Origin of the sequence: Faecalibacillus sp. TM498 (assembly GCF_020589955.1) — a bacterium.
Classification (GTDB): Bacteria; Bacillota_I; Bacilli_A; order Erysipelotrichales; family Coprobacillaceae; genus Faecalibacillus; species Faecalibacillus intestinalis.
Map to the genome: position 1 here is coordinate 1 of NZ_JAJDKB010000038.1, position 26385 is coordinate 26385.

General features: G+C 29.1%; 26 protein-coding genes. 1 reads left to right on the top strand and 25 read right to left on the bottom strand.

Annotated elements, in window-relative coordinates:
• Positions 1-51: 51 nt before the first annotated feature.
• The 23 genes from LJD32_RS10955 to LJD32_RS11065 all read right to left on the bottom strand — a co-directional run bounded on the left by LJD32_RS10955 (position 52) and on the right by LJD32_RS11065 (position 23636).
• Positions 52-978: a glycyl-radical enzyme activating protein gene (locus tag LJD32_RS10955; protein WP_227392370.1), complete on the bottom strand. Its 927-nt coding sequence runs from the start codon at positions 976-978 to the stop codon at positions 52-54.
• Complete coding sequence (locus LJD32_RS10960) at positions 941-3274, bottom strand: glycyl radical protein (protein ID WP_227392371.1); 2334 nt, start codon at positions 3272-3274, stop codon at positions 941-943. Before LJD32_RS10960 ends, LJD32_RS10955 begins: the two co-directional genes overlap by 38 nt.
• A 106-nt stretch (positions 3275-3380) precedes the next feature.
• Positions 3381-4145, bottom strand: coding sequence for a DeoR/GlpR family DNA-binding transcription regulator (locus LJD32_RS10965; protein WP_227392372.1), 765 nt, complete (start codon positions 4143-4145; stop codon positions 3381-3383).
• A 134-nt stretch (positions 4146-4279) separates the two neighbouring features.
• A complete protein-coding gene (locus LJD32_RS10970; RefSeq protein ID WP_227392373.1) occupies positions 4280-5971 on the bottom strand; it encodes an ATP-binding protein in 1692 nt (563 codons plus the stop codon).
• Between the two features lies 1 nt (position 5972).
• On the bottom strand, positions 5973-6653 hold the full coding sequence (locus LJD32_RS10975) for a response regulator transcription factor (protein WP_195932700.1): 681 nt from the start codon (positions 6651-6653) through the stop codon (positions 5973-5975).
• A 112-nt stretch (positions 6654-6765) separates the two neighbouring features.
• Positions 6766-7938, bottom strand: coding sequence for a hypothetical protein (locus tag LJD32_RS10980; protein ID WP_227392374.1), 1173 nt, complete (start codon positions 7936-7938; stop codon positions 6766-6768).
• Entirely contained in the window at positions 7935-8627 is a 693-nt protein-coding gene (locus LJD32_RS10985; protein WP_227392375.1) for a LytR/AlgR family response regulator transcription factor, read from the bottom strand. The genes LJD32_RS10980 and LJD32_RS10985 overlap by 4 nt, the downstream gene beginning before the upstream one ends.
• Before the next feature lie 52 nt (positions 8628-8679).
• Complete coding sequence (locus LJD32_RS10990) at positions 8680-9390, bottom strand: hypothetical protein (protein ID WP_175301347.1); 711 nt, start codon at positions 9388-9390, stop codon at positions 8680-8682.
• A 9-nt stretch (positions 9391-9399) separates the two neighbouring features.
• On the bottom strand, positions 9400-11382 hold the full coding sequence (locus tag LJD32_RS10995; RefSeq protein WP_227392376.1) for a penicillin-binding transpeptidase domain-containing protein: 1983 nt from the start codon (positions 11380-11382) through the stop codon (positions 9400-9402).
• Between the two features lie 616 nt (positions 11383-11998).
• On the bottom strand, positions 11999-12658 hold the full coding sequence (gene phoU / locus LJD32_RS11000; RefSeq protein ID WP_227392377.1) for a phosphate signaling complex protein PhoU: 660 nt from the start codon (positions 12656-12658) through the stop codon (positions 11999-12001).
• 12 nt (positions 12659-12670) lie between these two features.
• Complete coding sequence (pstB, locus tag LJD32_RS11005; RefSeq protein WP_227360065.1) at positions 12671-13426, bottom strand: phosphate ABC transporter ATP-binding protein PstB; 756 nt, start codon at positions 13424-13426, stop codon at positions 12671-12673.
• A 1-nt stretch (position 13427) separates the two neighbouring features.
• A complete protein-coding gene (gene pstA, locus LJD32_RS11010; protein ID WP_147580486.1) occupies positions 13428-14294 on the bottom strand; it encodes a phosphate ABC transporter permease PstA in 867 nt (288 codons plus the stop codon).
• Positions 14287-15216, bottom strand: coding sequence for a phosphate ABC transporter permease subunit PstC (gene pstC / locus LJD32_RS11015; protein WP_227392378.1), 930 nt, complete (start codon positions 15214-15216; stop codon positions 14287-14289). Before pstC ends, pstA begins: the two co-directional genes overlap by 8 nt.
• A gap of 20 nt (positions 15217-15236) precedes the next feature.
• Positions 15237-16070, bottom strand: a complete 834-nt coding sequence (locus LJD32_RS11020; protein ID WP_032090845.1) for a phosphate ABC transporter substrate-binding protein — start codon at positions 16068-16070, stop codon at positions 15237-15239.
• A gap of 227 nt (positions 16071-16297) precedes the next feature.
• Positions 16298-16933: a flavodoxin gene (locus LJD32_RS11025; protein WP_175301351.1), complete on the bottom strand. Its 636-nt coding sequence runs from the start codon at positions 16931-16933 to the stop codon at positions 16298-16300.
• 12 nt (positions 16934-16945) lie between these two features.
• Positions 16946-17506, bottom strand: coding sequence for a flavin reductase family protein (locus LJD32_RS11030; protein WP_175301352.1), 561 nt, complete (start codon positions 17504-17506; stop codon positions 16946-16948).
• Positions 17503-18396, bottom strand: a complete 894-nt coding sequence (locus tag LJD32_RS11035) for an alpha/beta hydrolase (protein WP_175301353.1) — start codon at positions 18394-18396, stop codon at positions 17503-17505. Before LJD32_RS11035 ends, LJD32_RS11030 begins: the two co-directional genes overlap by 4 nt.
• A 1-nt stretch (position 18397) precedes the next feature.
• On the bottom strand, positions 18398-19552 hold the full coding sequence (locus tag LJD32_RS11040) for an MFS transporter (RefSeq protein WP_227392379.1): 1155 nt from the start codon (positions 19550-19552) through the stop codon (positions 18398-18400).
• Positions 19553-20191 carry a flavodoxin gene (locus LJD32_RS11045; RefSeq protein ID WP_227392380.1) on the bottom strand — a complete coding sequence of 213 codons (639 nt, stop codon included), beginning with the start codon at positions 20189-20191 and terminating at the stop codon, positions 19553-19555.
• The gene (locus LJD32_RS11050) at positions 20188-20775 is read right to left on the bottom strand and encodes a DUF4405 domain-containing protein (RefSeq protein ID WP_227392381.1); all 588 of its coding nucleotides are present in this window, start codon (positions 20773-20775) and stop codon (positions 20188-20190) included. The genes LJD32_RS11045 and LJD32_RS11050 overlap by 4 nt, the downstream gene beginning before the upstream one ends.
• Before the next feature lie 95 nt (positions 20776-20870).
• Positions 20871-21854: an alpha/beta hydrolase gene (locus LJD32_RS11055; RefSeq protein WP_227392382.1), complete on the bottom strand. Its 984-nt coding sequence runs from the start codon at positions 21852-21854 to the stop codon at positions 20871-20873.
• A gap of 3 nt (positions 21855-21857) precedes the next feature.
• Positions 21858-22958 (bottom strand): iron-containing alcohol dehydrogenase, encoded by a 1101-nt coding sequence (locus LJD32_RS11060; RefSeq protein WP_227392383.1) that lies wholly within the window; start codon positions 22956-22958, stop codon positions 21858-21860.
• 12 nt (positions 22959-22970) lie between these two features.
• Positions 22971-23636 (bottom strand): alpha/beta hydrolase, encoded by a 666-nt coding sequence (locus tag LJD32_RS11065; protein WP_318532675.1) that lies wholly within the window; start codon positions 23634-23636, stop codon positions 22971-22973.
• Between the two features lie 320 nt (positions 23637-23956).
• Here LJD32_RS11065 and LJD32_RS11070 point away from each other — a divergent pair, with 320 nt between their 5' ends.
• Positions 23957-24385 carry a MerR family transcriptional regulator gene (locus tag LJD32_RS11070; RefSeq protein ID WP_175301360.1) on the top strand — a complete coding sequence of 143 codons (429 nt, stop codon included), beginning with the start codon at positions 23957-23959 and terminating at the stop codon, positions 24383-24385.
• Here LJD32_RS11070 and LJD32_RS11075 read toward each other — a convergent pair.
• Positions 24377-25225, bottom strand: a complete 849-nt coding sequence (locus tag LJD32_RS11075; RefSeq protein ID WP_227392385.1) for an oxidoreductase — start codon at positions 25223-25225, stop codon at positions 24377-24379. The genes LJD32_RS11070 and LJD32_RS11075 overlap by 9 nt on opposite strands.
• A gap of 12 nt (positions 25226-25237) precedes the next feature.
• The gene (locus LJD32_RS11080) at positions 25238-26212 is read right to left on the bottom strand and encodes an alpha/beta hydrolase (protein WP_227392386.1); all 975 of its coding nucleotides are present in this window, start codon (positions 26210-26212) and stop codon (positions 25238-25240) included.
• Between the last annotated feature and the right edge of the window lie 173 nt (positions 26213-26385).

Here is a 26385-nt window from a genome sequence, read left to right on the forward strand (position 1 = left end):
TTATATCTTCTAAGTTTACTGTATCAATTATAAATTCCATTTTCTTTTCTCCTATTCTTTTATTAAGTTTTTTATTCCTGCTTGTAAAGCAACATCATAAAAATGTTGCATTTGTTGCTTGGTAAACATTTGATATGATTCTAATCCGTATTTTAAATTCACAAGTTCATATTTAGCTGAAGCTAAAGGATTATAATTCAGCATCTCATATTTTACTTCTGGATTTATTTGAATTAAAAATTTTACGATTTGATGAATATTTTCATCCGTTGCACTCATTGTCGGAATCAGTGGTGTTCTAATGATCACTTTATCTTTATATTCACTTTGTAAAACATAACGAATATTTTCTTTAATAAGTTGTGATGATACATTTGTACAGGCCTGATGTTTTTGCTCATCAAATATTTTTAAATCTATATAAACTAAATCTAAATAAGGCAATGCCTTTTTTATAAGTTCTAATGATGTATAAAATGATGTTTCAATAGCTGTATGAATCTTTTCTTTCTGACATCTTTTTAAAATTTTAATAAGAAATTCACCTTGCATAAAGGGTTCTCCACCAGAAAATGTAACACCTCCTCCATGTTGAAAGAAAACTTCATCCTCTTTAATTTTATTCATTAATTTATCTAAAGTATACTCTTGACTATCGTATTGAATAGCACCACTAGGACATGTTTTAATAACTTGATCAAAGTCTTGATGATTTTGAAAATATGGGCGATCGTTTTGATAATTAATTTGTTCTTTGAATTGTTGACAACATCTACAATGAATACATTTATTTTTAAAATAGATGACTTGTCTTTGAGTGTTTAATCCTTCTGGATTTTGACACCATAGACAACGAAGTGGACACCCCTTAAAAAAAACTGTTGTTCTTAAACCACTCCCATCATGTATTGCAAATCTTTTAATATCAAAAACTAATGCTTTAGACATTTTCATAAGTTGTTCTTTCAATAATTTCATCTTGTAGCTTGCCAGCAAGTTCAACAAAGTATGCTGTATAACCAGCAACACGAATTGTCAATGATTGATGATTTTCAGGATGAACTTTAGCATCAAGCAAATCTTCTTTTCTAACAACATTAAATTGTATATGAGGTACTTTTAAATCCACAAAAGCACGTAAGAAATTTTCAAATTTCAAACAGCCTGTTTCTGTTTTAAAAAATTCTGGTAAGAATTTCATATTTAAAAGACCCCCATTCGTCGTACATGAATTATTAAGTTTTGAAACAGATTTTAAAACAGCTGTTGGGCCTTGTAGATCTCTACCATAGACAGGTGACATACCTCCATCAGCAAGTGGTTTTAAAGCATTTCTGCCATCTGGTGATGCTCCTACATTTTCACCCATTGGAACATGTGCAGAAACAGTATACATTCCTGTATGATAAGGACCTCCTCGATAATTTGTATAACATTTCATCTTTTCTCTAAAGTAACATGCCCATTGATTTCCAAGCTCATCGACCCACTTTACGTCGTTTCCATATTTAGGCACTTTATTTAAAAGCATTGTTTGCATGATTTCATAGCCTTTAAAATCTTCTTGTAAAGCATTTAATAAATCATGTTGACTTATCATTTTATCATCATAAACAAGTTGTTTAATAGCTGCTAGAGAATCTACAAGATTGGCTACTTGAATCATTTGAATACCTGATAGATTATATTTAGCTCCACCTTTAGTAACATCTAATCCTTTTTCTAAACAATCATCAATAACAGTAGATAGAAAAGCTGTTGGTAAATAATCTTGATGTGCTTTTTCTACAATCTTTTCTGCAGCCATCATTTTATCAATAAAATAATCAATTTGTTTTTGAAAAGCATTTTCTAAATCTTGATAGGTTTGATATGTTTCTAAACTTCCTAAATCTAATCCTATTTGTTGCTTTGTTAGTAAACATTTTCCATGATTCAAAGTAAGTTCTAATGCTTTATTTAAATTAAACATGGCTGCATCAGACCATCCTAAATTGTTGCCATGTGTTGTCAGTTCAACACATCCAACAATAGCATAATTACGTGCATCTTTTTCTTCAATTCCTAAATCTTCAATCATTGGTTGAATAATAGCTTCATCATTGAAAAATTGTGGCATACCACTTCCAAGTGAAACAACTTTAATAGCAGCTTGCATTAATTCATGGCTAGAATTTTTATTAAGTCTTACAGATAAATTAGGTTGTGGTAATCCTAAATGCTCTTGTGCTTTTAAACAAAGTAAAGAAAGTTCATTATATGTATCATTTCCCTTTTCATCTACACCTCCAATAGCAATGTTAAAACCAATTGGAAATCCAGCAAAATATTTAGCACTATTCTGATTTCTTAAATAAACAACTTGATTAAATTTCAACCACAAACATTCTAATATTTCTAAAGCTTTTTGTTTAGTAAGAATTCCTTTTTCTATATCTCTTTGATAATAAGGATAAAGATATTGATCCATTCTCCCTGGTGAAAAAGAAGAAGCATTGGATTCCATATGTAATATCACAAATAAAAACCACAAAGATTGCACCGCTTCATGAAAAGTTTCTGGAGGTCTTTTAGAAAGCTTCATACAAATCTTTCCCACTTCTTTTAATGATTCGATTTTTTCACTTTCAATCAAATCATGATATCTTTGCATAAAATGAACTGCCCCTTCTAATACAAGAATCGTACATTCATAAAATTCTTTTTGTTCATCTTTACAATTCTTTAATTTTTTTTTTGCTTTTTCCATTAAACCTTGAGGACCAAGTTTTAACCATAAAGCACTATCAGGACAAATATGACCTTGAGCATGATCTTTTTGATTAATTTTTACCACTTTACTTATTTCATTGATTTCTTTTCCATAAGTTCCTTTAATCGCATCTTCTAAAGATTTTCCTTTCCAATAAGGATAAATCTTTTCTCTAAATTCTTTAATATCTTCTTCTTTTACTAAAAACTGATCTTGTGGTCTTGTTGGTAATGTTTCAAATTCTTGATTGATCCACGAACAACCACTTTCAGGAAAAACAACACCATAACGTACACCCTTTGTACGATTTCCAACAATCAACTCTTCATCTTCAACAGAAATCTCTAATTCCTCTAATGCTGCTTTTAAAGAAAGAGCTCTTTTTTTAGGAAGAGATAATTTCTCATTTTCTTGGTAAACACGTGTAATGATTCGTGCCTGTTCAATAGAAGCATAACGTTTACTGCTCAACATCTTTTCTTTTAAATCAGAAATTCTTTTTGTTTGATATAAACAATTCATAACACGCCTCCTTTTATTGTTTTTTCTTATTACAAGACTATTATAAATCAATAAAACAATAAATTTCAATAATTGTTTTATTGATTTTTTATAAAAAAAGAAATCATTAAATGATTTCTAATCCATACTCCATTATTTTTTCCTTAAAAGGACTTCTTAACTCTTGTTCACCAATATATCCAGTAAATTCACTTAAATGCCCAAAAACATAATTCCCATCTAAATTGAGTTTTTCATTTTCGGCCACAAGATAACATTTTTTACTTGCATCCATGACTTCTTTTTTTGTAAGACCATCTTCGACATCATATGTGGTTACTTTTCCATCATGGATATTCATTCCTACTGTACCGATAAAAGAAAGATCAAAACGATAATTGTGAATTTGTTCAATTGCAAGAGTACCTATAAAACCATCTTTAGCGCGATTAAAATGTCCTCCAATGAAAATAAGATTTACTTTATGTTCCCCATGTCTAAATAATTGCATAATATCAATCATATTTGTAATAATTGTAAGTGATATATTTTTTTGATAAATACACTTGGCAAGTTCTAAATTCACTGTAGAGATTCCTAAAAAAATCACCGTATTTTCTTCAATCAATTCAACTGCTTTTTTCGCGATGATTTTCTTTTGTGATAAACGTACACTCATACGTTCATCTACATGGTAAGCATGGAGATTCTTTCTTACTTGCATAGCTCCTCCATGAATACGTTTTAAAAGTCCTTCTTTTTCTAGAGCCGTTAAATCTTTACGAATACAATCTTCTGTGACTTCGAAATCATTTGCGAGTTCTTTAACTTTTACTTTTCCTTCTGTATTTAATCTTGCCAGTATTTGTTCATGTCTTTCTTGTTGAAGCATTTTTTCTACCTCTCTTTTATGACATTTTAACATATTCAAAATATCTTGAAAATGAGTAACAACACCCTTCAACTTGATAAAATATGTAAAATTACACATTTTATCAAGTTAGATACTTTTTCATAAAAAAAGGACTACAATGAGTCCTTAATGATTGGTAAGACAACCTTAAAGGTTGTTCCTTTACCTAATTCACTTTCTAAATGAATTGTTCCTTTATAATATTGAACAATGTGTTTTACAATTGCAAGTCCAAGACCTGTACCACCTGTTTCCTTATCACGCCCTGCATCACATCTAAAGAAACGTTCAAAGACACGTCCTTGATCAATAAGTGAAATTCCACGACCTGTATCACTTACTTCAATAATGTAGTCTTGATCAACAAGATAAGAATGAATATTTAAACTTCCTTTTTGTTTATTATATTTAACAGCATTATTAATAAGGTTGTTCATCAATTGTTGGATGTGTTGATGATTTGCTAGATAAGTTTGTGATGTTAAATCACATTCTACTGTAATTTCTCTTTTTCCTATTTCTACTTTTAATGATTCTAAAATATCATCAACAATTGGTTGGAGATGAACAGGATGTTTAATGACTTCAATATCTTTGTTTTCAAGTCTTGAAATCATTAAAATATCACCTATCAATTGTGACATATGATCAACTTCTTTTTGTATTTTATCCAATGCTTGTTTTCTTACTTTAGGATCATCAATCATTCCTGCTTGTAATAATTCACTATAACCTCTAATGGATGTCATAGGTGTTTTAAGTTCATGAGAAACATTTGAAAAAAATTCTTGTCTCATTTTTGTAGCATTAACAGATTCAGTAACATTTACAAAGAGCAAAGTCACTCCATATTCTACTTTAGCAAGATGGCAATCATAGACTTCTTCGTCTTTTTTTAGAGTAACGATTTTAGGTTCTACACCGATATTTTCTAATTGATCTATAATTTGGTGATCGAAGATAAAATCTTGGATAGGTTGATTCACTTCCATTCTATCACTAAAAAGTTGTTTAGCTTTTTTATTGACCATAAGTATTTCATAATTTGTATCTAATAAAATGAACCCTTCATTCATTTTATCAAGAATACTATTTATTTTTAATCTTTCATTTTTCAAAGTTTTTAGTGTTTTTCTTATTGTATCTGCTTGTTCTTTAAGTTTTGTCGCAATAACATTAAATTCATCATATTGATAATGATCAAAACTTAAATAACGATTATCATTGATTTTAGAAACCTCTTCACTAATTTCCTCTAATGGTTTCGTAAGTGTTCTAGAAAAACGATAAGAAAGAGCTAAAGCAACACATAATGATAAAGCAGCACTAATAAATAATGGTTCTAAAAGTGGTCCTATATTATCAAAGATACCATTATAAGGAATCGCAATACGAACAACATAACCACGATGATAATAAGCCACATACATCATATTCTTTTTAACAGTTGAAGAATAACGTGTCGCATAACCAAACTGATCACTTAAAGCTTCTTTAAATTCACTACGTCCACTATGATTTTCTTGAATCCCCTCTTTATCACTATCCGCTAAAACATTTCCTTCTTTATCAATAATTGTTAAACGTGTATCTTTTGTATAAGCTAAATCATTTAATTTATCTATTTGTTTTTCTAATGGTTTTTGGTAATCAATTTGATTTTCTACAAGCTTTACCGTATAGTACATATCTTTTCTTGTTGTTTGCATCATTTGATCAGAAAGAATCACCATTGAAACACTTGAAGAAAATAATAACGTAATAATTAAAACTGTTGCAAAATATTTAAATAGAGCTTTATTCATCTTATTTCACTTCCTCAACATAGCGGTATCCTACACCTCTAATAGTTTTAATATACTTACTTCCATCATCATCCAATTTAGCTCTTAAAGCACGAATATGCACATCTAAAACTCTTGATTCACCTATAAAATCATAACCCCAAATATGATTTAAAATTTCATCTCTTTCGACTACACGTGTATGATTTTCTACTAAATAAAGAAGTAACTGATATTCTTTATTTGTAAGTTCCATGACTTGTCCATTATGCATCACTGTTCTTGTTTGTTTATCAATTTTTAAGGTTTGACTTTCAATAATCGGCGCTGCTTTAGGAGCATGTCTTCTAAGCAAAGAACGTACTCTTGCTTGTAATTCTAAAACCCCAAAAGGTTTTGTCATATAATCATCACTACCACTATCTAAACCATTGACTTTATCAATTTCTCGGTCCTTCGCACTTAAAATCAAAATAGGTAATTCTTGATCAGTTTCACGTATCTTTTTGATAGCATCAATTCCTGAAATGCCAGGTAACATTAAATCAAAAACAGCTAGATCCACTTGATCTGTTTTCATATTTTCTAAAGCATCTAAAGCATTAGAAAATTGTTTAACATTATACCCTGCACTTGTTAAAGCTAAATCTATAATTTCTCTAATATTTTCATCATCTTCTACTACATATATACATTCTTTCATTATTTCCACATCCTTTACATTATCTTAACATAGCAAAGGGGTGGTTATGTTAAGTTTAGGTTAAAAGTTGATTAGAAATAAAAGAACTTATACGATGTATAAGCTCAAATGGTTATTTGTCAAAAATCACTTTTAGATGTGCATAATCTTCAAAATATTCAACATTCATATCTTGATTTATTTTATCAATGTTATTTTCTTTATTTTCTACAAATAAATCTAATTGAACATATGCTTCATGTTCAATCAATTTTATTTCTAAATATGTTTTATCTGATTGTTCAAAAAAATTGGAAATAGTATTAATTATTTTATCACAATTATTAAAATCTTTAAAAAACGAATCATTTCCGATGTTTATCAATAATTTTACTTTTGTATCAAATTGAGATTTTATTAGGAAAATATAATCATTCAATAATGTATCAAATATATAATTATTTGTCATGATATTTGTTTTCTCATCTAACAAATCATAAAAATGCTCTACCTGATTTTTTGCATCTTCATATTTTTGATCATCTATATTATTTTCTATCAAAATCAATCCATATCTTAAAGAATGCTGTATTTTCATAACATTATCATGAAGATAATGAACTAAAGACTTATTTTTTTCTATGTATTCCAATTCTTTATTTTTTAACACATATTCTGTTTTTTCATTATAGAGTCGTGTCATATGTATAAATAAAATACATACCACAAAAAATAAAACTAGCAATAATAATAAAACCACATAGATATCATCAATAGTTATTTGCATATGTCCTATATCATTCAACAAAATAAAGTATATTCCAAAAATCAATACCATTGTAATTGTTAATAAATATTTATTTTTTTCAATAATTGTATCTTTTATTTTAGTTTTGAAATAATTCAATACAACAATAAGAACCAAGAAAATAATTCTTGCTAAAAAAATAATAGGTAATCTATATAGTTTTAGAATCTTGGTCATATCATAGTTTGTTATTATTTTAAAGAAAAATAAAACTATAGTTGAAGTAAAAACAGATATCCACGTAAATAATATACAAGGAATAAAATTATAAAATTTAACTTCCTTTTTTACAATAGAAACAATTACAAAATTAGTAATTGCTAGTACATATGCCATCTCATTGCCAAACAAATCATAAGTTTGCATAATTTCCATAACAAAGAAACTAATTATCGATGAAATCAAACAATATCTGTTTTTTTGTTCAACATCACAAAAAACACCTATGAAAATTGCGCCTAATAATACTTCTAAATAATCAAAAAATAAATACATCATTTTAATAAATACTCCTTATATTTTTTTAATACATCTTGTCGATATTTTTTTCCAATCTTTAAAGTAATGCCATTATTCAATATCATTTCTTCTTTGTAAATCTCTTTGACCCAAAACAAATTGACCACATATGATTTATGAATTCTTACAATATTGGTAGAATTTATAAGTAACATCATTTTATTAAAAGAACTTGAATATTTATAATCATCAAATGATGTATGAATCGTAATTTCATGTAAAAATGATTCTAAATAAATGATATCTGATAATTTAATAGATGTTTTTCTATCGTTAAAATCAAAAGTAATAATTCTATGATTTTTATTAATATAGTTTTGAATTAAACTACATGTAATTTTCATATCTCTATCAAAATTATCTTTTCTAATAAAGTAAAAAGGTTGTACAACTAATGAATCAAAAATCATATCATTCATTGCTGAAACAAATATAATAATTGCATTAGAATTGTTCTCTCTAATTTTTTCAGCAATTTTGATGCCATTTTTTTCTTTTAAATCAATATCCAAAAAGAAAATATCTCCTTTTTCAAAATAACGATCTTCAAAATGACTTGTTATACAATCTATTGAATAATCAAGAAAGATATCTTTAAATCCATCATACACCATACTCTCTATCTTTTTAGCAAAAACTTGATCATCATCTACTATCTTTATTAACATTCATATTTCACTTCTTTCTAAATAAAGTTACGAAAAGAAGTATACCATATTATTATTTTTTATACTTATCTTTAATTTCTTTAACATAATGTATTTGATCATTGAATTCTACCATCTCATTAATACAATCATTCAATTCATTTTCTTTTTCTAAATGCTCTAAACAAATAATTCTATAATATAACTTCATAATATATCCTATGTCTTTTTGTTGACTTGTAACCTTCTTTGATAATTCAAGAGCTTCTTCATATTCTTCATTTAAAATGAGATACATGATTTTAAAAAGTGGGTTTTTAACTTTATTATCCAATTGAGGATCATATAATTTTAAATATTCATCTTTTTTATTCAAATTATAATAATATTGTAATTTTATAGTATACCAATGTCTATTTTGCTTTTCATCAAAAATTCTTTTACTATTTTGTTCTACAAAGTTTTGATATTCTTCTTTATAATTAGAAATTTCTAAAAGAAAAATATATATTGTTATTAAACTGTCATTAATAGACTTATTATGAATTTTATCTATCGCTTCTTTTACTGTAGATAAATTCTTTTCAATATACTTATTTGACAACAATAATTTTGGAATATTCAATATATAAATATGCACTACAATACCAAACAAAACGATTAAAATCAAAGAATAGATTAATACCCTTTCTAAATGATTAATATTCATAATAACAATCAAAAAAGCCAATAAATAATAAACTAGTATAATGAATCGATAACTTAAAACTATCTTATTCTTCATCGTTTTTACCTACTTAGAAAGATATAAATCTAAAGGTGTTTTTGTATGTTCAACAACATAACCACTGCCACCTCTATCTTTAACATCTTCGACCAATGTTGTTATTAAAAGAGGTTGTTTACTATCTGTCGTCATTACTGTAAACCAACCAAGTTCTGTTCCCGACGTATCACTTTGGCTTTGTTTGATTTCTGCTGTTCCTGTTTTTCCAGCAAGAGTCACATTATCATGATAAATACTATGGCCTGTTCCTTTTTCGTCTGCAATAACATTAATTAAATCTTCTTTGATTGTTTTTGTTGTTTCTTTTGAAAAAATATTTTTAATCCATGTTTTTGTTTTTCCTTGAACGATATGGGGTTGATAAATTGATCCTTCATTGACAAATGAACTATAAATACTTGCAAGTTGTACAGGATTCATCAAAATTTGTCCTTGTCCATAACCACTATCAGCAATGAATTGATCATTTACTTTTTGATTTTTATTGATATACTGACTTTTATTTAAAGCAAGCTCAAAAGGAATCTTTTCACCAATCTTTAAGTTTTTATAATATTTAAACAAATTATCTTTTCCAATAGTTAAGGCACTTCTTGCAAAATAAACATTATCAGAATACGTGATGGCATTCTTTAAATTATTAGGTGAAGGAGCATGTAATGTTGTCACATAATAATTGCCCCAACTTGAATCTTTTTGCCATTTATCTTTAGCACCTAAATCCTTATCTGGATCAATTGTCTTTGTTTCTAAACCAATAGCTGCTGTAATAGGCTTCATTGTTGATCCAGGGGTATAAGTTTGTTTATAACGACTCATTAAAGGTTGATTACTATCATTATTTAAAGCATTCCATTTATCTGTTGAAAGTCCTAAGACAAAATCATTATTTGAATAGGATGGCGTTGAAACAAGTGCTAAAACTTCTCCTGTCTGTGGATTTAAAGCAACAGAAGCACTTTTATCATTTTGATATTCATTATAAAGACTTTGTTGTAAATCAATATCAATTGTTAAACGAATATCTTTACCATCTTTTGCTTCTTTTTGGGCAACTGTTTTAATGACATTATTATTTTCATCAACAATGCCAATTTTTCCACCTACTTCTCCACGTAACTCTTTTTCATATGTTGCTTCAATACCACTTCTACCAATTATTGAATTACTTGTATAACCTTCATTTTTATGTTTTTTTAAATCTTCTGAATTAACATTTTGGACATACCCAATGATATGAGATGTTATTTTATCATAAGGATAAACACGCATAGAAATCGTATTGATTTTAACACCTTTAATATTTAAAATTTCTTGTTGAATCAATTGATTTTTTACTTGTTCTGATACATTTTTAATAGGTACAAAAGAATCATCTTTGATCCAAGATGCACTCATTTTCTTTTGAATGGTTTCAACATCCGTTTCTAAATACTTAGCTATTTGTGCATAATCATTTTCACCATTCAATTTTCCTCTTACAAGACCAACTGAATAAGCATTTCCTTGTTTAGCTAAATATTTTCCATTTCTATCTAAAATATACCCTCTATAAGGTTGTGTCGTAATCACTTTTACTTTGTTCTTATCAGAAAACTCATCAAAAATAAGTTGCTTATTAAATTTAATTTGTTCATTTTTAATTTCAATCTTATTTTTATATTTAACTTTTCCAGCTACAGTATCCATCGATATTTGATATTGAACCATATTATCTTTTTCATCTATTACTTTTACCTGTATATTACTTGGATTTATTACATCATAGATTTCTTTATGCTTTTCAATAAAATATTTTTGTGTAGGAGTATAGACTGTCTTTTGATCTAACATTTGATACATTTGTTTATAATCTTTCTTTTTTAAAAGTTCAAAATATTCTGTAACAACTTGTTCATTACTTTTTCCATGATTAGAAACAAAAAATACCACTGTCATAAGCAGTACACAAACTATTGACCCAATTATAATATATCTTTTCTTGTTCATATGGTAATCCTCCCTAATTAATACAATTATATGTGCTGATTAGCATTAATGATATATTTATTGCACAAGATGTTCTTTATTTGCATGAAAAGCTTTTTTTAAACTGTCATTTTGTGATGTTGACTTAGAAATTATCATAAATTATAATATAAATGAAAAAAGGAATAGTCATAAACGACTAGCCTTGGACTTTCTTGAGAAAAATAACTACCTCAATGTTCGCCAAAACTTTTCGAGGTAGTTATTTTTTTGCATTATTTTCTATTATATATAGAAGTAATTTAATAACGATATTTATTATTGACATCATTAATGTAAGTGTAGTTAACATATAGCTTCATAAGCTGTCATTTCCATCACCTCCGTTTTCATATTTTCCTAGGGATATCTATGTAAACGAAGAATACGCCCTTCGATCTAAACGACCAAGGATAACTACCTGCCATGTATAACTATTCGGAAAAATTATATCATAGTCGCTCTTTTTTAACTACTATTTTTGATAGTTGTTTAAAACAAAAGCATACTAATAATAACACATGATAAACTTAATATATTTAAATAAATTAAATGTATTTACATATTTGAACAACTAAAAAAACCTCTATAAAGAGGTTTAAATTAATCGAGTATTGTTAAGTTTTCCTGTTTGGTTGAACTCAATCCATTCACAGATATTAACAACATGATCACCAATTCTTTCAAAGTATTTCGCAATCATTAAGAAGTTGATTGTTAAATCACCTTTGTCATTCGATTCTTTGATCATTTGAATAATATCTTCTTTAACTTGATCAAACAATTCATCCATTTTAATATCCATCTTCTTTACTTCTAAAGCATGGTTTAAATCATGTTGATGGAATGCATCTAAAGCTTCTTTAACCATTTTAGTTGCAATTTTTGCCATATCTTGAATATGACCAATCATTAAGAAACTATCCATTTCTTTCATTTCTAAAATTAATTCCGCAATATCTGCACTTTGATCCCCAATTCTTTCTAAATCAGTAACTACTTTTAAAGCAGTAGAAACATCTCTTAAATCAGAAGCAACGGGTTGTTGTTTTAAAATCAATGATAAACATTTTGCTTCAATCGATCTTTCCACATCATTAATTTGTTTATCTCCATGAATAATATCTCGAGCAAGTTCATAATCTTGTTCCTTAAATGCTGTAACACAGTTTTCAATAGCTAAAATAACAAGATGACACATTCTATCTAAATCAACATGCATCTTATTAAGTTCTTGATCAAATTGACTTCTTGGCATCTTTCTTTCCTCCTATCCAAATCTACCAGTAATATAATCTTCAGTTCTTTTATCTTTTGGCATACCAAAGACATCTTTTGTTGGTCCATATTCTACCATTTCTCCAACTAAGAAGAAGGCTGTATAATCAGCAATACGACTTGCTTGTTGCATATTGTGAGTAACGATAGCAATCGTATATTGATCTTTTAATTGTAATAAAAGTTCTTCGATTTTAAGTGTTGAAATCGGATCTAAGGCACTTGTTGGTTCATCTAATAAGATAACTTCTGGTTGTACAGCTAAAGCACGGGCAATACATAATCTTTGTTGTTGTCCACCAGATAAACCTAAGGCACTTGAATGTAAACGATCTGAAACTTCATCATAAAGTGCTGCTGCTTTTAAACTATCTTCAACGATTTTATCAAGTTGTTTTTTATTTTTAATACCATGAATACGTGGTCCATAAGCGACATTATCATAAATTGACATAGGGAATGGATTTGGTTGTTGGAAAACCATCCCAACTTTTTTTCTAAGTAAAGTTGTGTCAACACGGCTATCATAAATATCTTCACCATCTAAGATAACATCCCCTTCAATTTTAACGTTATCAACATAATCATTCATACGATTCAATGTTTTTAAAAATGTTGATTTACCACACCCTGAAGGGCCAATAAACGCTGTAATTTTATTTTCTTTAATATCTAAATTGACATCTTTTAAAGCATGTTTTTGTCCATAATACAAATTCAGATGTCTTGCTTCTATTTTATTTTCCATCTTAATTATCCCCTTTATTTACATCAAATCTGCGACTGATCCATTTAGCTAACATATTTAAACCTAAAACAATAACTACTAAAACAAGAGCAATCACAAATGAAACTTCATAATTACCTTTAGCCATTTCTAAATATAATTGAATAGTAAGAGTTCCCCCACTACTTAACAAATGTTTAAAAATATTAGTAGGTAAAATAGCAACTGAGCCTGCCGTAAATAATAAGGCAGCGGATTCAGCAACAATACGTCCCATCGCAAGAATGACTCCTGTTAAGATACCAGGAATTGCACTTGGTAAAAGAACTGTACGAATCATATACCATTTTGTTGCTCCAATTCCTAAAGCAGCTTCACGATAGCTTTTAGGAACACATTCTAAAGCTGTTTGGGTATTTCTTGAAATGATTGGTAAAATCATAATGGCAAGTGTAAGTGAACCTGTCAAAATTGAAAATCCTAAATGACAAACAGATCCAAAGAACAACATTCCAAATAATCCATAAATAATTGATGGAATACCTGCTAAAACTTCCGTTGTAAATGAAATGATACTAACGAATTTTTTATTTTTTGTATATTCATTTAAATAAATTGCTCCACCAATTCCTATTGGACAAGCAATTAAAAGTGTCACAATAACAATATAAAGTGTATTAATAATATTAGGTAATATACCTACAGTATCATTAATAATACTTGTTGTATTTACTAAATAAGAAAAATCAAAGGCTGGTATTCCTCGATAGAGAATATAACCAATAATAACTAATAAGATAAAAATTGAAAGAAATGAACTTAATTGAATAAGTGCATAGAGAATTTGATCACTAACACGTTTCTTTTTTTCTAATATTGTATTATTCATCTAAGTCACCTCTTTTTAAAACATATGTTAAGATTAAGTTAATAATCATGATAAAGATAAATAGAACAAGTCCAATTGTGAATAAAACTTGACGATGTGTACCACTAGCATATCCCATTTCTGAAACGATGGCTGTTGTTAAGAAACGAACAGAATTAAATGGAAGTGGAAGAGATACTGCATTTCCGGCTACTAACAAAATAGCCATCGCTTCTCCAATAGCACGACCTACACCAAGTACAATAGCTGACATAATTCCAGATTTAGCACTTGGTACAACAACCTTAAAGATTGTTTGAATTTTACTTGCCCCTAAAGCAAGTGAGCTTTTACGATAATCATCAGGTACAGCTTTTAAGGCTGTTTCTGAAATATTAATAAGTGTAGGTAAAATCATAATTGATAGTACGATAATAGCTGATAAAAGATTGGCCCCACCTGTAAATTGATGTGTTTTAGAGCCATGGTAGATCATTAATTCTAATTTATACATCATTGGATTAACAATAAGAATTCCTAATAATCCATAAACAACAGATGGAATCCCTGCAAGTAATTCAATTGCTGATTTTAATATTTTTCTAAGTTTTACTGGTGCAATTTCAGCAAGGTTGATTGCTGTAAATAAACCAATAGGTACTCCTATACAGATTGCTAGAAAAACCCCAACAATGGATGTTAATATAACATAAGCAATCCCATATTGAGGATTGGCTGCTGTTGGTGCCCACGTTGTAGAAAACAAAATACCTGTAATTCCTTCTTTAAAGATGGCAGGTGTCCCTGAAATAATCATATATCCTGTAATAGTAACAACTGCTAAAACAGAGATAATAGCACAGCCACGAAAGATCATCGCGGCTGTTTTTTCTACTAGGGATTTTGCTTTCTTATGGCTAATAATTGATAACTTTTTTTCCATAATACTTCCCTCTTTATTTTTTATTTATTTGGTGTTACTAAACCAACTTTTTCAATGATTTTTTGTCCAGCATCACTATTGATGAAATCAAATACTGCTTGAACTTGTTTAGATTGTTCACTAATTTTTCCATTTGTAGCCATTACGAATGGTCTTTGTAAAGTATAGCTTCCATCTTTAACAGTTTTTTCACTAGGTTCAACACCATCTAATTGAAGAGGAGAAACTGTATCATCTAATACATCTAATGAAACATAACCGATTGATCCAGAAGTTTTAGCAACTTTAGCAAGAACAGCACCAGTTTCATTTAATTCTTGAGCATATTGACATTGATCTTCAATTCCTAATAATTCTTCAAAAGCTCCACGAGTTCCTGAACCAGCTTCACGTCCAATAACAACGATTGCTTCATCTTGTCCACCTAAATCTTTCCAGTTAGTAATTTGTCCTGTATAGATTTTTGCTAATTGATCTTTAGTTAAGTTTGTTACTTTATTAGATTTGTTTGTAATTGTTGCGATACCATCGATAGCAACAATATTTTCTTCTAATCCTTTTGCTTTTTCTTCATCTGTTAAAGCACGAGAAGAATCTCCGATATCTGTTGTTTTTGAAGCAACTGCTTCTAGACCTGCACCAGATCCTGTAAATTGTGCTTCTAATTGTAAGTTTGGATATTTTTCTTTAATTCCTTCTGATAAGGCATTAACGAATTTTTCCATTGAAGTTGATCCGTTTAAACTTACCTTTCCACTAATGTCATCTGATGCACTATTTGATCCTCCGCCACATCCGGCTAAACCAAGACACATCATGAAAACCATTAAAACACTTAATACTTTCTTTTTCATTTTTTATTTACCTTCCTTTGTTTTCTCTTAAGATATTATTTATTTTTGTTTCCTTTTCTTAAGACACTCCTATCATAGTGTTTTTCAACCCATTCAAAAATCAAAAGAACGTATGGTTTATGTTAAGTTTATGTAAAATGAAAAAAGTCCATGTTTATAAACACGAACTCACTTTTTATTATTTTCGGCACTTTTTTTCGGCAATTCGGCATTTTTCAAATAACATCCTATTTTAAACTATCTGTCCAATCTTTAATTGTAGAATCTGAAGGACTTGAACTAAAACGTTGACCTTTTTGCCAATTACCACCTTTAGCTTCTTTTTGAAGTTTTGTACCACTTTCACCTAAACCAGATGAAGTAGAAGTACAAAAAGGAATAACTGTTTTGTTAGAAAAATCATTAGCCTTAACAAATGTATCAACAGGCCATGCCGCAATACCCCACCAGATAGGATAACCAATAAGTACAGTATCATATTGATCCCAATTTTCTACTTCTGTTGTTTTTAATTCAACATTTCTTAATGATGTATCTTCGTGTTCTCTTGTCACTCTTGAATCATCATTCGTCCAGTCTAAATCATCTTCTGTGTATTTTTCTTTCGGTTCGATTTCAAAAAGATCTGCCCCTAAATTTTCAGCAACTTTTTCAGCAACATCTTTGGTATGGTTTTGTGCTGAATAATAAACCACTAAAGTTTTACCATCACCTTGCACTTTCTTTGTCGTTGATTTCGTTTCATTTGTAACGACTTTTTCTTCTGTAGTAGAAACTTTTTGTGAATTATAAACCAAGTAACCACCGACACCCGCAATAATAATAACTAAAGCAATCAAAAATACTTTTACTTTTTTCATCATAGAATCAACCTCCTAATTATTTTTTAGTTGTAAACCATCATGAAATGCTTTTCCTACACATTTTCCTAATTCAATATATTGTCCATGAATCATATCAAAAGTAATAGGTTTAAATTTTTCTAAACTTAACTTACCATCTTCTCCTAAAACTTCTTCATCAATACTTACATTAACAATACGTCCCAAATACTTACTTCCATCAATTACTTTTACTAATTCACATTCTAAAGTAAGAAGAAGTTCATTGATAATAGGTGCATTCACAAATTCGCTTTTAACTGTTGTAAATCCTGCCTTTTCCATTTTATTTTCACAATTGTTGGCAGATTCTACCCCAACATAATCACAAGCAACTAAATGTTTTGTATCTGCCACACTTACAGTAAATGCTTTGATAACTTCTAAGTTCTTTGTTGTTTTATGTGAAGATAAATCAATCATGATTTCATCTCTACCAACAATTCCTCCCCAAGCAGCATTCATGGCATTTGCTTTTCCGTTTTCATCATATGTCCCAATAATCATCACTGGTTGTGGATATAAATAAGGTTGTGCTCCAAAATTTTTTCTCATTTTTCATCTTCTCCTTTTTCTATTTGTTTTTGCCAAAAATGGATTGCATCGTCGATCCATCCTTTTGCACTTGTATGAATTCCTAAGCCAAAACCATGTCCTAAAGAGGGATATTTGTGGAATTCAACATCGACTCCTTTTCGCTTTAAAATATGAGTTCTTCTTTCCATAACACGCCAAGAGGCAATCCTATCATTTTCACCAACACATACAAAAGTTGGTGGTTCATTTCTTGTATAATCACTATGTCCCGTATATTGCATCACCACAGTTCCTGGTTTAGGTAAATATTTTCCACCAAAGGAAATAGTGCCATAGCTTCCTAAATAAGCCGCCATTCTTGCTCCAGCAGAACCACCCCATAAAGAATAACAATTTGTATCTACTTCTAATTCTTTAGCGTGTTCAAAGATAAATTCAATTGCTCTTGCAAGATCAAGGCATGCTACATCAGCTCCTCCTGTACGATATTGTAAGGCAAAACCATTGTAGCCTTGTTTTGATAAATAAAGAGCATGAGGCATACTTTCATGAATTGATCCAACATAACTAAAACCACCACCTGCATTAATAATCGCAAAAGGTGCGTTCTTTTTCCCTTTGAAAAAGAAAAGTCCTGTTTTTCTTTTTGTTGGATCTGCTTGTTTTTCTTTTTCTGTATAGATATCATAGAATACTTGATTCCCTTGTTTTCTTTGATTTTCTAAATATTCTAATACTTCTATAGTTGTACTTACTTCAATATGACTATGATAAGGAAGTAAATGATCTACATCTTTTAAGGTCATGTTATTTGTAATTGAATAAAAATCTGTTGGAAATAAAAATTGTCCTATACCTTTAAATAACGAATTCTTTAAAATATCATTTATTTTTGTAGACTCATTCAATTTATTTCACCTTCTTTACAATAAATAGAGTCCCTATTGCTAATAAACAAAAGCAAACCCCATCTGCATAAAACAATCGACTTAAATCATTTGTTTTAATTAATTTTTGTAATAAAATTGCTCCATAAGGAGATAAAAAACTACCTAAATTACTTCCTGCTAAAAACAAAGAAGTTGCTAGTGAAGCATTCCTTACCTTTTGCTCATTTATTTTATGAATCAAATAAGGAAATACATTTCTAAATGCAAAACCAATGACAAATCCACTAAAAATAACAATTCCCGTACTTTGAGCTACCCCAATCAAAAACATTGCTATAGAAAGTAAAATAAAACCTAAAGTAATAGTATATTGCTTACATTTTCTTAAAATAGAACCAAACATACTTCCTGATACCATTGATCCAATACCAAGCGCTATGATAACCAAACTCGCATCACTTGCTTGCCCGTATCCTTTAGACGTCATTAAAGTAGATACTTTAATTCCCATAATCATATAAAGCATAGAGACAATAAAAATAACAAACGTATATCCTAAAACCCCTTTATAATTATTATTTCCATCTTCATTTATATGTTCATCTTTCTTTTCAACCTGTACATTTGGTACAAAAATAAAGAATAAAAGAATAACGGGAACTGCTAGTAAATAGGCATAAAAGGGTGCTTGCCAATTAATCTTTAGTAATTGTCCCGCAACAAAGGTAATAAAAATACCACCTAGTCCTTCAAAAGCACTTTGCATACCAAATAAAGAAGTTCTTATTTCACCATGGTAAAAATAAGAAATCATTGTTACTAATAAAGAGTTAAAAAGACCTATACCATAACCCAATAAAGCTCTAGAAATCATAATCAACAAAAAAGAATGCGTAAAAGCAGGTAAAGTTCCAAAAATAGCAACAATTATAATTCCTAATAAAATAGTTTGCTTATAACCAATTTTTCTTGCTATAAAACTACTTGTTAAAACAGAAATCATCAAAAACATAGATGAAATCGTTGTCAATAATTCTACAGTTGATAAAGGAACATTAGGGAAAGCTTTAGCCATAGCTGGTATATTAGCATTAATAGCCGGTGCAGAAGCAACCAGTAGAGACACTGATAATAATGCGATTTTCAGCATACTCTCTTCTAATTTTTTTCTCATCTATTTATAACCAAGCTCCTTTAACCAATTTTCAACTGTTTTCTTTTGACTCTTTTCAATATCTGTACGACTTACAGCGAGTCCTTCTTTAACAGTTACATTTTTATCTTTTAAATATTCTTCCATGTCTTCTTTTGTTCCTGACATACCACTACCACCATGTGTTACAAAAGGAATAATTGTTTTATTACTTAAATCATATTGATCAAAGAAACTCAAAATAATTTGTGGATAGGTATACCACCAAATAGGATAGCCAATAAAAATCGTATCATATTGACTTATATCAATATTTAAGTCTTTTAGTTTTGGTCGACCATTTTTTTCTTGTTCATTTTTTGTATAATCATAAAGTTTATTTCCTTTAGGATAAGCTTTTTGGGGTTTAATTTGTCTAAAATCCCCACCAACTTGATCGTAAATTTCTTTTGCAAGTTTTTGAGTATTTCCCCCATTAGAAAAATAAATCACTAATACTTTAGAACTATCTAAAGAAGTTTTTCCTTTTTTACCATTTTCATCTTGAATATCATTATTTAAACCAACACTTACATTTCTTTGTGTGCGATAAAAATAATAACCCACACCAGAAGCAATAACACAGATTACTGCAAGTATAACTAATATTTTCTTTTTCATTTCTTCTTCATCTCCTTTATGATGACATTCATAAGTAATACAAACAAAATAAAGATCATCAAATATTCAAACATATAAATAATCATATTCGTTCGATCACTCACATATAAAAAATCGGATATATTCAACAAATAAATAAGTATTTGATTTTTCGTAAATAAAATAATTCCTATAAGCATTATTCCATAAACAATTATTTGATTTTTAATCCTCTTTGTAACTTGTAGATGTAAACCTACATGTAATCCCATGAGCAAATAACTCCAATAAGAACATACTAAATGCATCTTTCTTGCTAGAAAATAAGACATGATAGGCACATATCCAGCAAGTGTTAAACCACTGAGTGCAACACCAAAAATACTTATAAGTAACAAACTATTAATGGTTATAAATAGTATTTGTATCTTTGTTTTCTTACCTTTAAATAAACTCAAATACCATCTTCTATTTAAATAATGATGAATAATAAAGAAAGCAATCATGATTATTCCCAAAAAAATGTGAATATCTTGTCCGGTAAATGGAAAAGCCATTAAAAGTAATAATAAAATCATCATCCCTACATCAATTACTTTTCTCACATCAATCCCCCTTTCTAATCTCATTTTAGCTATTACTTTTTTAAATGTACAATATCAATAATACATCCATGTATAACTGACAGTTATAGTAAATTTTATTGCCAAAGCCAACAAAATCCATTATAAAAATACTCTATTGCATACTCTCCATTATGGATACCACCTTTTTGCCATAAATAATAAAGATTTCCTTCTTGTTCATTATTGGCATATCTAAAAGTATGATCTTTTATATTTAACATTGCTTCAATTTGTTGTTTAAAAGCACTATAAGCAAAATCATCTGTACCAGAAGCAGCAAAAATAAAGAAGTCACTCCATGAATAGACCTGATCTTTAACTATTTTAGCCATTGCTTCTCCATTTGAAGTTAGATTTCCACTTGATGGTAAAAAATAACGAAAATCATCTAAACAATATTGAAAGGTTCTCCATGTAGCTACCGATCCCATTGAAAAGCCAGCAAAGGCACGATGATTTCTTGATGATTTTATACCTTCTTCATCTGTAGATTTTGCATATGTACTATATGTACTTTCAACTGCAGGAATTAAGTCATTTATTAATTCTTGATGGTAAAGATTTGTTAATTGTATTGCTAAAGAATAGTCACTGCTATCCTCTTGACTTGTATTGTTGTAGGTTGGACAAACAACAATCATTGGTTGCATTTGTTTATTTAAAATCGCATTGTCTAAAACATTTTTAAATTCACTTGGGCTTTTAGGAGTACCTAAATAAGTTGTTTCATTGCTCCATCCACCATGCATTAAATACACAACATTATAATTTTTTTCTTGATTGTAACCATAAGGGAGATAAACGATTGCTCTTTTATGTAATATTTGTTGATGGCTTTTGTAGCTCATTGCTTCATAAGTATCATATTTTAATTCAACAAGAGATCCTGGCTGTGTGGACTGATTATAGTAATCTTGTGGTATTTGAGTAAGTTTATTTGGAAATTTTGCTTGTGTCATTATTTTATCATTCCTTTCATTTTTATTACTTTTTGTTTGACAGCCTACAAAAAGTAAACAAACAATAATTATTTTCAATAAAATTTTGTATTTCTTCATAGGTTATTTAACCAAACAATCCTCAATGATGCTTGTGACTTCTTCAATAGAAAGTATTGTTTCAAAATCAATATTCTCAATTTTATCCCTTGTTATTTGTCCTTTAAAATACATATCAACACCTAAATCTTCAAAGAGCTTAATCATTTCTTTACTTGCTATTTCTATTTCTTCATAACCAAAAATATCTTTAAAATAACGTACAATATCCTCTTGGTAATATTTTGCCATTACTTTTAAAAATCTTGGAAATAATGTTGTTAAACTCTTTCGATAAGTTGCTTCAAACAATACCTCTGGAATAAATTCTAATTCATAAATGTCATAAGCATAATTTTCTTCTTTACCAAGACCTAGTCTTCCTGATGTTGAAATAGAAGCACCATAAAGGATAACTCCTCTTGCCTTTTCATCATTTGGATTTTCTTTCAAGCTTTTTGTCGCCTTTAATACATTTTTAATAACTGAAATTCCCATATCATAAGATATTGGATTATGGTCACCAATTGTTGAAGCTGATAATTGAACAAATGTAACTAAACCTGTATAAGCTGTCATTTCTTTATCTAAAGAAAGTGAATACTTAGGAACCAATAAAGCAACATCTCCCGCAATTCCATAAGCAGTCCCAAAATCTTGTCTCCTTTTATCTGACGCTATAGCACCCAATCCATATTCGGAACCACTAGAAGGATATGTTGGTATCAAAATAAGGGGCAATTTTTCAAGACCATAAGGATTTTTTCTTCCTTTTATATAGTCCCACAAGTCATCTTTTTGATAACTTCCAAAAGCAATAAGTTTTGCACAATCCATAATACTCGCTCCACCAGCACCAATAATCATTTCAATCTTATTTTCTTCAACAAGTTGAATACCTTTTTCTATAGCTGTTATTTCTCGTGAAGCTCCTGAAAGTTCAAATAGTTTTCCATCACTTTCATCTATTGCTTTTTTTACATCGTTATAACAACCATTTCTTTTTACAGAGCCTCCTCCATAAACAAATAAAACTTTCTTTTTATTTACATATTCTTTTAAATCTTTAACTGGATTATTTCTAAATAATAATTTAGTATCATTTCTTAATTGAAAATCTTTCATCTTTTTTCCTCTTTATTCATATATTTTATCCAACCACTGATCTACATCCTTTGCCCAATCACCTTGAATGCCAAAACCATGTGGGTAATTATTCAATACTTGAGATTCAATATTTTTATTTAATTTCTTTAATAATTTTACCTGTTCATTAAACTGATTATAGAATGGATCTTCTGTTCCATAGACATAATAAGTTGGGGATAAATCAAAATCTTTAAAAGTACTTTCTTCTAAATTAGCATGTGAAAGTCTTCCATAAAATGAATATGCCATAATTAAGGCATTTGCTGTTGAAGAAACTTTATCAATTTGATCTGGTACATAATGATCGTCAATTACATTTCCATTAATATCTTGACCAAATTCTAAAACAGTTCTTCCATTAGCAATACCGCCTGCAGAAAAACCAATCAATCCTATTTTATTCTCTTCAACCCCATAATCTTTTGTATAATAACGCACCATTTTTACTGCTCTTGCAATATCTATTCCTGATTCTCTTTCACTATAAGGCTGCAAACGATAATGAATAACAAATGAAATATACCCCAGCTTAGAAAACGCTTCTGCAATATCTTTTCCTTCAGCATTTTCTGAACGAAACATAAAAGCACCTCCTGGACTTACAAGCATTGCTCCTTTTATCTGTGTTCCTTGTGGTACAGAATAAATCGTCATATAGGGTTTGAAATCAGGATCATCAAAATAACCTCCTGTATTTTCTGTATAATCTGTTTCTTTAGGTATATTTTCTTCATTCCAAAGATATCTTTTTTTCTTTACTTGAACAACCTATAGCGCTTATGCACATGATTAAGATAATTAAAATATGTTTTATTTTTTTCATCTGCTATTCTTCAATACTTTCTAACCATTCTTGTACTTTTTGAGGAGCTTGTTCCATATCATCTCTTGACATTTTATTTGATGTTATTACAATTATAAATGTCGTGTGTTACACACGGTCAATATTTTTTTATAAGATGAGGTATGATTAAATGAATCAAGAAAAACAACTATTTTCAATGAAAGAAACGTGTAAAAAAACAGGATTATCTTATGATACTTTAAAATATTATTGTAATGAAGGACTCATTCCTCATGTAAAAAGAGATAAAAATAATTATCGTGTTTTTGATGAAAATGATATTGCTTGGATCAATAGTCTATCTTGTTTAAAAAATTGTGATATGACTATTAATGAAATGAAAGAATATCTTCAATTATGTTTAAAGGGTGAAGAAACAATTCCTGAAAGACAAAGAATATTAGAAAAGAAATTAAAAAAATTAGAACATAAAGTTCAAAAAATAAATGAAAGTATTGATTTTATTCATTGGAAACAAAATTTCTATGAAGATGTTTTAAATGGTAAAGTAAAATATTTTAGTAATCTTATACAAAAAGATGATGACTTATCAAAATAAATCATCATCTTTTTTATAATCTGTTTTTTTGCTTAATTCACACCACTTATCATAGTCTTTTTGATGTTCTGCAAGCATATCATGAGCGTAGTTAACGGCATCACTTCCAAGCAATAATCTTAAAGGTGTCTTTTCACTTTCAATAGCTTGTATAATTAAAGGTGCCGCTTGATCAGGATTACCAGGTTGCTTTCCATGATTCTTTTCTTTTTCAACACGTCTTGTACCAGCTGTTAAGGCATAATCTTCTATTGCTTTTGGCGATTGTGTTAAGGAGCTTCCTGTAAAGTTTGTTCTGAAAGCACCTGGCTCAACAATCATAACTTTAATTCCTAAAGGTTCCACTTCTTTCTTTAAAGATTCTGATATTGACTCTAGTGCACTTTTAGAAGCTGCATAGTAACCTGAACCCATAGAAGCATGAATAGCCGCAATAGATGAAACATTAATAATCGCTCCTTGGTGTTTTGCCCTCATAAAGGGTAACACTTGTTTAATTAAAGCAACAGGTCCCCATACATTCGTCTCAAAAAGCTTACTTATATCTTGTCTTGTTCCTTCTTCTATGGCAGAACGATAACCATATCCCGCATTATTAACTAAAATATCAATAGAGCCAAAATAATCAATAGCTTGCTTTACTGCATTTCTAATACTTTCTTGATTTGTTACATCTAAAGCTATTCCTAAAGCACTTTGTGGATATTGATCAACAATTTCTTGAATTGTATCTGTATTTCTTGCTGTTACAACAACATTATAACCTTGTTTTAAAGTTTCTTTTGCAAGGCTTCTTCCAAGGCCTGAAGAACATCCTGTAATTAACCATGTTTTTTTCATTACTTAGCTCCTTTAATTCATATGTTTTTCCCAAAATTGAATAGCATGATTGATCCAACCTTCTGCTTTTGTTCCTTCGCCTAGTCCAAAGCCATGTGGAAGTCCTTTAAATTTTTCAATTTGTGCATCTGTCCCATTTGACTTTATTTTATTAATTCTATTTTCCATCACTTGATCATCTGCAATATAATCTGCTGTTCCTACACAGGCATAAGTTGGCGGTTCATTTCCTGTTACTTCAGATAAACCCGTATATTGCACAATAACTGTACTTGGTCTAGGATAAGCTTTTTCTCCAAAAGACTCTGTTCCATAATCTCCTAACCAAGCTGCCATTCTTCCACCTGCAGATCCTCCCCACACTGAATAAGATGTCACATCAATTTTTAATTGATTTTTGTTTTCATGAATAAAAGCTACAGCTCTTGCTAAATCTTCCATCGCTTTATTAGCATCCGGTCTATAAATCAAAGCAAAGGCATTATACCCTTTTTTTGAAAGTTCCAAAGCATGTGGAAAACTATCTTGCATGGCGCCAACATACATAAATCCCCCACCTGCATTTAGGATTGCAAACTTAGCATTTTCTTTTCCACGAAAATAAAACAAACCTGTATTACGCTTTTCGGGATCAGCCCTCATTTCTTCTTCTGTATAAATATTATAAAATATTTGCTTTTTAGAATCTGCTTGTTGTTTCATATAATTAACAATTTCTACTGTTTTATTAGAATTAATATAGTTATACCAAATATACAAACTTTTTGATTCATCCAATGTCATATCTTTATCTATTTTCCTATCAACAGGAAATATTAATTTTCCATATCCTTTAAATGATGTATTATTTATTACATCATAAACTTTTGTATTTTTTGTAAAAGTATTCATATGATATCTTCCTTCACTATTAGTATTAGAATGTTCACACCCTACAACCATCATTAATAACATTCCTACTAAGATTATACTTTTTATTTTTTTCATAGGCTATAGTTCCTTTCTAATAATTAGAATACTCCCGTGAGTAACGCCCATGTCAATAAAAAAGAGAACAATCTTTTTGATTGTCCTCAAGTATCATTATATAAGAATGTTAATCATTTTCTTTTTTTCTTTTAACTAAGCAAACTGTTCCACCTGCTAATACCATCATTGAT